The 6,649-nt window shown below is 34.4% G+C and carries 8 protein-coding genes; 2 read left to right on the top strand and 6 right to left on the bottom strand.

What is annotated here, in order from left to right:
• Positions 1-100: 100 nt before the first annotated feature.
• The 5 genes from AACV01_RS09110 to phnX all read right to left on the bottom strand — a co-directional run bounded on the left by AACV01_RS09110 (position 101) and on the right by phnX (position 2,372).
• Entirely contained in the window at positions 101-505 is a 405-nt protein-coding gene (locus AACV01_RS09110; protein WP_046334910.1) for a DUF1240 domain-containing protein, read from the bottom strand.
• Positions 506-532: 27 nt separating this feature from the next.
• Positions 533-655, bottom strand: a complete 123-nt coding sequence (locus AACV01_RS09105; protein ID WP_262880798.1) for a YjeO family protein — start codon at positions 653-655, stop codon at positions 533-535.
• A 68-nt stretch (positions 656-723) separates the two neighbouring features.
• Entirely contained in the window at positions 724-1,020 is a 297-nt protein-coding gene (locus AACV01_RS09100; protein ID WP_046334911.1) for a DUF1240 domain-containing protein, read from the bottom strand.
• Between the two features lie 163 nt (positions 1,021-1,183).
• On the bottom strand, positions 1,184-1,471 hold the full coding sequence (locus AACV01_RS09095; protein WP_036895854.1) for a DUF2645 family protein: 288 nt from the start codon (positions 1,469-1,471) through the stop codon (positions 1,184-1,186).
• Positions 1,472-1,559: 88 nt separating this feature from the next.
• Complete coding sequence (gene phnX / locus AACV01_RS09090; protein ID WP_020946476.1) at positions 1,560-2,372, bottom strand: phosphonoacetaldehyde hydrolase; 813 nt, start codon at positions 2,370-2,372, stop codon at positions 1,560-1,562.
• Between the two features lie 875 nt (positions 2,373-3,247).
• Here phnX and AACV01_RS09085 point away from each other — a divergent pair.
• Positions 3,248-4,381, top strand: coding sequence for a M20 family metallopeptidase (locus AACV01_RS09085; protein ID WP_004246571.1), 1,134 nt, complete (start codon positions 3,248-3,250; stop codon positions 4,379-4,381).
• A gap of 9 nt (positions 4,382-4,390) precedes the next feature.
• On the top strand, positions 4,391-5,797 hold the full coding sequence (locus tag AACV01_RS09080; protein WP_004246570.1) for a YfcC family protein: 1,407 nt from the start codon (positions 4,391-4,393) through the stop codon (positions 5,795-5,797).
• Positions 5,798-5,889: 92 nt separating this feature from the next.
• Here AACV01_RS09080 and AACV01_RS09075 read toward each other — a convergent pair whose 3' ends face one another.
• Positions 5,890-6,528, bottom strand: coding sequence for a TetR/AcrR family transcriptional regulator C-terminal domain-containing protein (locus AACV01_RS09075; protein ID WP_004246569.1), 639 nt, complete (start codon positions 6,526-6,528; stop codon positions 5,890-5,892).
• Positions 6,529-6,649 lie beyond the last annotated feature (121 nt).

Here is a 6,649-nt window from a genome sequence, read left to right as displayed (position 1 = left end):
GATTCAGACATCAGTCTGAACGCAGTAGGGATCCACGTCCTTTAGGGCGTGGAGGATGTCAAAATGTTCAGGTTACGAAGAGAGAATAAAAAAGAGATGTCTATTTTTCACACATCTCTTTTGCAATAACATATTCATTTGGTGCAAAAGCAGATGATTTATAACAACTAAAATAGCCTTTAGAGGTTAAATCGAGAGCGACATAAATTGAAAAGAAAAAGCTAAAAACGATACCAACTATTGCTATTCCTGTGCATATACCCGCTACTTTATTATTCATTCTTTGTGTTTTTTTTGTGTATCCACAAATAAAAATTAGATAAGAAAAATAGATAATCAAAGGGGCCGCAAAAAAAAACAACCCTGTTTGAAATGAGAATAGAATTCTATCTTTCATCATAAAATAGTTTTTGTAGTAGATTATGGAGTCATAGAAACAAAACAAAGCTAAAGAAAAAAGGAATATTGCAATTAAATACATTTTTAGAGAGTTTATTTTAACCATGACTAAAGTTTCCCTACTTTTCAGTTTTTAGCAAAAATTAAAACGTAAATAAAATGACCATATGATATATATAACAGTGATTGTAACATAACCCCATCTTAGTTTTTTATTTTTTCCTAAAAAAAGTAATAAAATACAAGGTGTTAATATTAATATAGGCTCAGTAGCATATCTGACTATGAAAACTATTAGTACACATTATCAGATTTAAGAGATGTCTATTTTTTACACATCTCTTTTGCAATAACATATTCATTTGGTGCAAAAGCAGATGATTTATAACAACTATAATAGCCTTTAGAGGTTAAATTGAGACCGACATAAATTGAAAAGAAAAAGCTAAAAACGATACCAATTATTGCTATTCCTGCGCATATACCAGCTACTTTATTATTCATTCTTTGTAACTTTTTTTGGTATCCTAAAATAAAACTATAATATGAGAAATAAAGTATTAGAGGCGTTGCAAAAACTAAGAGCCCTGTTTGAAATGAGAATAAGATCCTATCTTCCATTAGAAAATAGGTTATGTAGTAACTTGTTGATATATAAATTGAAAAAATGGCTATAAATAGAATTGCAATAGAAGATAATATCAATTTTACTGGTTCTATTTTTATCAAAACTAAATTTCTCCCATTGAGAAAGATGGCGTTGGGGGATAGGGAAGGTCAGTTTTTAGCAAAAATTAAAACGTAAATAAAATGACCATATGATATACATAACAGTGATTGTAACATAACCCCATCTTAGCTTTGTATTTTTTTCTAAAAAAAGTAATAAAATACAAGGTATTAATATCAATATAGGCTCAATAACATATCTACCATTGAGTGGCAGTTGACAAAGATTATCAATATCACCTTCACCAATCATCCATTCATAGTCAGATATGGAAAGAATATTAATCAATATTAATAAAAAAATAAAATATAGAAATATAAAAGTGCGGAGTATTATTTTCATATTAAAGAATACCTAGATATATCTTTATATTTTCTATTTACCAATTACGCCCATTACTGCTTTATTGGGCGTTGGTATTGGATAATAGTTACGGCTTTTGATTATTAGCGATCCTCTGATTAATATCTTCTATCACCGCAGGTAAATTGGCAAGGGTATCAATAATATAATGAGCACCAGCGGTACGTAGTTTATTTTCAGCAATGCGCTTACGGTTTTCTATTTCTGCCTGTTCCATTGTTTGATATTGTTCAAAGGTGGCACCAAACTCATTGCCTGAAACAGATAACCCGACAGTCCACATACCGGCATTTAACCCTTCGGCAATACCTGTTACTGCATCATCGACTTTAACACAGCGTGCTACACTCATTACACCCAGTTCAATCACATTCTTTAACGCCATCCAAGGGCCTGGGCGAGAGCCGGCGGCAATTTCATCACTAGCAACCACGCAATCAGGCTGATAACCATATTCAGCAGCTTTCGGTACTAATACATCCATGACGGCTTTAGGATAACCTGAGCAAGAGCCGATTTTAATTCCTTGTGCTCTTATGGTCGAGATAGCCTCAAGTGCTCCTTCAATCGGTTTAGCAAAATGTACCACTTGTGCAATTTGTAACGGCATAAAGGTGCGATAAATATGCTGTGCCTCTTCTTCACTTGGTGGGTGTCCAAATTGGGCTGTCCAGCGAGTACGAATATTAGGCTCGTTAAGTAAAGCACGAATATGATCGATTTTCCCCATCCCCATCGGCCCTCGTGCTTCTGATAAACTTATTTTAAAGTTAAAGGCTTGAGCAAAGGCATCGACAAAAATTTGTGTGGGGGCGAAAGAGCCAAAATCGACTACTGTACCAGCCCAATCTAAAATCACTGCTTCAACCGATTTATTCATATGTTTAGACCTACTATGTGAAATCATTATTAACGGCGAATGGGGAGAATGTAGAACATCCTACCATTAAAAAAATGGGTTATTGTGATGTCAATTTTAAGGGAGATTTATGACATAGGTATGTCATCACAATAAATATCACCGCAAAAGTAGCTTGGCTCTCAACATTAGATACTAAAAAAAGTAAATAAAACTAATATAAAACACGATTTTAAGATCATCATTTAACGCATAAAAAAAAGAGTGATTTTATTTATTAATCAATAAATTTTATTAGATAAGATAAAATACCTTTTATTATCATACATATTTTATATTGTATGATAAATTTATTACCGAGTTTTATTGTATTGTTCTTTCATCAAATAAAATTGAAAATAAATGTTTTTATTTTAATAATAGAGCGATTTTTCTTAATACAGTGTGTTAAAAAATTATTTTATTGGTTTTATTGTTTGTTTGATAAAAAATAATTTGGTTTTATTTTTTTTTTTTTAGGTTTTATCAAAAAACAAAATAAATCTATTTAAAATAATGCTCTCTAAAAAGAAGATAAAATAGTAAAAAGTATTTTATCTTAAACCTCTTTTCTATTTTTCAATGTTCTTATTAGCTTTAGATTATTTTATCTATTTCTATCATGTGATTTCTAGCAGATCTTATTCTATTTAATTAATTGTTATTATGGTTTTAAAAAATAGATGCAATCATATTAAATATATGTAAAGTTTAATGTGATGTCATTGATAAATAAATCCACATTTTATTTTAAGGCTAATGCTTTTTATCAAGCATTTTATTGCAGTTGATAAAGGCCATCTTGATTCAAATATCTAGCTAAAAAAGACAAATTATAATTACAAGAGGTAAATAAAATGCAACACACAATTAATTCACAATATGATGAAATGGTTGATTTTCTAAAGGAGTTAGTGAATATCGATAGCGGCTCTTATGATAAACAAGGGGTTGATACAGTCGCTGATCTTTTAATTCAACGCTACCAAAAATTAGGTTTTGTTGTTGAAGTATTTGAAAATGAACAACTAGGGAATAACTACCGTTTAGTTCATAAAGATGCCACAAACCCACAAATTTTTATTGCTGCACATTTAGATACCGTATTTCCTAAAGGCACAGTAGCAGAGCGCCCATTTAGTATCGATGGCTCCCGTGCTTATGGCCCCGGTGTTATTGATATGAAAGCTAGCCATGTTTTAACTTACTATGCGATTAATGCACTCAAACAAAGTGGCGATCTCTCTTATCAAAATGTTGAAATATTGCTTAACTGTGATGAAGAAATAGGGTCAAAAACATCGCGTCATTTAATTGAAAAATATGCAAAAAATAAAGCTTATGCATTAATTATGGAGCCTGCTCGTGCGAATGGTGCCATTGTTAGCGCTCGTCGAGGTGTTGGAACTTATGAGCTGTTGATTGAAGGTAAAGCATCTCATTCAGGTATTGCACCAGAAGCAGGAATTAGTGCTATTCAAGAGCTTTCATACAAAATTCAGGCCCTACATGCGCTTTCTCGCCATGATGAAGGTCTTTCCGTTAATGTCGGACTGATTTCTGGTGGTACATCTGTCAATACGGTTGCTCCCCATGCACGAGCTGAAATCGATGTGCGTATTTCAACGGATGAGCAGGGTATTGAAATTGATAAGCAAGTCAGAGAAGTTTGTAGTCAACCTGTGTTAGCGGGGGTTAAATTAACGCTAAAAGGTGGCATTAATCGCCCTCCAATGGTGAAAACACCTGAAAGTGCCAATTTAATAGAAATCATTAAACAGCAAGCGGATTTAATTGGCTTAGCTATTGAAGATATTTCAACCGGGGGAGGATCTGATGCCTCATTTACTGCCGGTGTCGGTACGCCAAGTGTTGATGGTTTAGGCCCTATTGGTGGCTATCAACATAGTGATAAAGAATATCTCGATTTACCGTCATTGACCGAAAGGACAGTGCTATTTGCAAATGTTATTAAGCGTCTGTCTCAATAAGGTGAATGTATGGAAAAGAGTAAAAAAATAAAATGGGCTATGCCTGATGCCTTTATTATTATTTTTGGCATCGTTATTTTAGCGGCCATCGCCACCTATTTGATCCCCGCAGGAAGTTATCAGCGGGAAACCGTTAATGGATTAAACCGCGTTGTCCCTAATAGCTTTAATTATGTTGCACAAAATCCAGCTTCATTGATGGATGTGTTTTATGCAATCCCTGTAGGGTTAAAACAATCTGCCAGTATTATTTTCTTGATCTTTATGATTGGTGGCGCGATTGCCATTTATGATCGCACCCGTGCTATTGATTCAGGTATTAATGCGCTTATTGTTAAAACCAAAGGTAATTATCAAGCTCTTATTATTACGGTTGCTTTTATTTTTGGTATGTTGTCATCCCTTGGGCTTGCGGCCAATGCCGTTATTGCGTTTATCCCTATAGGAATAGCCCTTTCGCGATCAATGAAACTTGATGCTATTACGGGGGTTGCAGTTGTTTATTTAGGCTATTATGCAGGTAATGCGGTTGGTGTATTAGATCCAACTATTTTAGGTACTGCACAAACATTAGCTGAAGTTCCTCTTTTTTCTGGTGTTATTTTTCGAGTTGTATTATTCGCTATCTTAATTGTTGTCACTATTGCTTATATTGTCTGGTATGCCAGACGTATTGCGAATGATCCAACGACCAGTTATATGTATGGAATAGCTAAAGATGATCCTGATTATGAACAGCCACACACTCAATCATTAGATAGCACCTTCTCATTGAGGCAAAAATTGAGTTTGGTGGTATTTATAGCGTTTATTGGATTGTTTTTATATGGCGCTTTTGAATATAAATGGGGGATTGAACATCTATCAGCCATTTTTATTATGATGAGCATTGTTGTGGCGGCTATGTTTAAAATTGCCCCTAATGACTATATCAAAACCTTTATGAAAGGTGCTCAATCTTTAGTGTATGGGGCATTGGTGGTGGGGATCGCCAGAGCGGTTATTGTTATTTTAGATGAAGGACGAGTGCTTGATTCTATTGTACAAGCCACATTAGTGCCATTACAGCAAACCTCTCACTTTTGGGGCGCTCAATTACTTTATTTCTTTAATTTACTATTTAACTTGCTAGTCACATCAGGAACGGGACAAGCATCGATTGTTATGCCTATTATGGTGCCTATTCTCGATATTCTTGATCTTACACGTCAAACCGGTGTCCTTATTTTAAAACTCGGTGATGGCTTTACCAATATTATTACCCCAACATCAGGTGTACTTATGGCGGTACTGGCGGTAGGTAAAGTGCCGTGGACGCGTTGGGTTAAATTTGTATTCCCTATTTTAATGATTTGGGTCGTGATAGGTATGGCTGCAATTGGTATTGCTACCGCAATAAGTTATGGACCAGTGTAGCTTTGTACTAACGGATTATTAACGATAAATAGGTTATTAAGTATAAATAAAGTGCCGTTTGTTTAGTTACAAACGGCCTTTTTAAACCAACCTCATGGTGTCATCAGTTGGTGTTCAAACCCTGTGACTAATTGCTCTAAGCCAAAATTAAAACGCATGGCAAAATCATCAGCAAAAAGAATTTCTCTTACTTGCCAAGTTTGAGGGTATTTATCACGTACAATTTGTTCAAAAGCGAGTCGTTTTTGCATTAAAATTTCACTATCAATAAGCGTGATAGCTTGCTGTTCAATGCAACACCCTAAAATAAAATAGAGTAAGGTCATCGACATATTGCTCGCTAACTCAGCAGATGCACCAGACTGCATAATTAAAGTAATAAGCGTATTGTTTATACGTAACACATTTTCAGAAATCACATAGGTTCCGGCAAAAACTCTAGCACCATCACGATGTTGTAAAAAAGCTTCTCTTAGCTCTGTTGCTAGACGTTTTAGATCCGCTTTCCAATCTTGGCTATAGTGAAAATCAACAGCGACTTCACTGACTATACGATCTGCCATTCCCTCAATAAGCGTTTGTTTATTATCAAAATGCCAGTAGAGAGAGGCGGCTTTTATATGTAATGCATCTGCCAGTTTTCGCATTGTTAAGCCTTCAATCCCTTCTTTTTCCAGCAAAGAAAGCGCCGTATCTAACACATTTAATCGATCAATTTTAGGGCTTTTCATAAATAATTCTCATTTTCCTCTTTTCTATCTAACAATGTTAGTTTAACATATTTATCAAACCTAACAATGTTAGATTAAAGCAAAAGTTAAATATCACTAAGCTTCGCTTAGGAGTAGAAAG

The organism is Proteus sp. G2609, from assembly GCF_963896135.1.
Taxonomy (GTDB): Bacteria; Pseudomonadota; Gammaproteobacteria; order Enterobacterales; family Enterobacteriaceae; genus Proteus; species Proteus mirabilis.
Note: the sequence above shows the minus strand (reverse complement) of the source record. Positions and strands in the feature narration are given on the sequence as shown.

Coding starts and splice junctions, on each gene's coding strand:
- AACV01_RS09110 (WP_046334910.1), bottom strand. CDS start 505: ATGGTTAAAATAAACTCTCTAAAAATGTATTTAATTGCAATATTCCTT.
- AACV01_RS09100 (WP_046334911.1), bottom strand. CDS start 1,020: ATGGAAGATAGGATCTTATTCTCATTTCAAACAGGGCTCTTAGTTTTT.
- AACV01_RS09095 (WP_036895854.1), bottom strand. CDS start 1,471: ATGAAAATAATACTCCGCACTTTTATATTTCTATATTTTATTTTTTTA.
- phnX (WP_020946476.1), bottom strand. CDS start 2,372: ATGAATAAATCGGTTGAAGCAGTGATTTTAGATTGGGCTGGTACAGTA.
- AACV01_RS09085 (WP_004246571.1), top strand. CDS start 3,248: ATGCAACACACAATTAATTCACAATATGATGAAATGGTTGATTTTCTA.
- AACV01_RS09080 (WP_004246570.1), top strand. CDS start 4,391: ATGGAAAAGAGTAAAAAAATAAAATGGGCTATGCCTGATGCCTTTATT.
- AACV01_RS09075 (WP_004246569.1), bottom strand. CDS start 6,528: ATGAAAAGCCCTAAAATTGATCGATTAAATGTGTTAGATACGGCGCTT.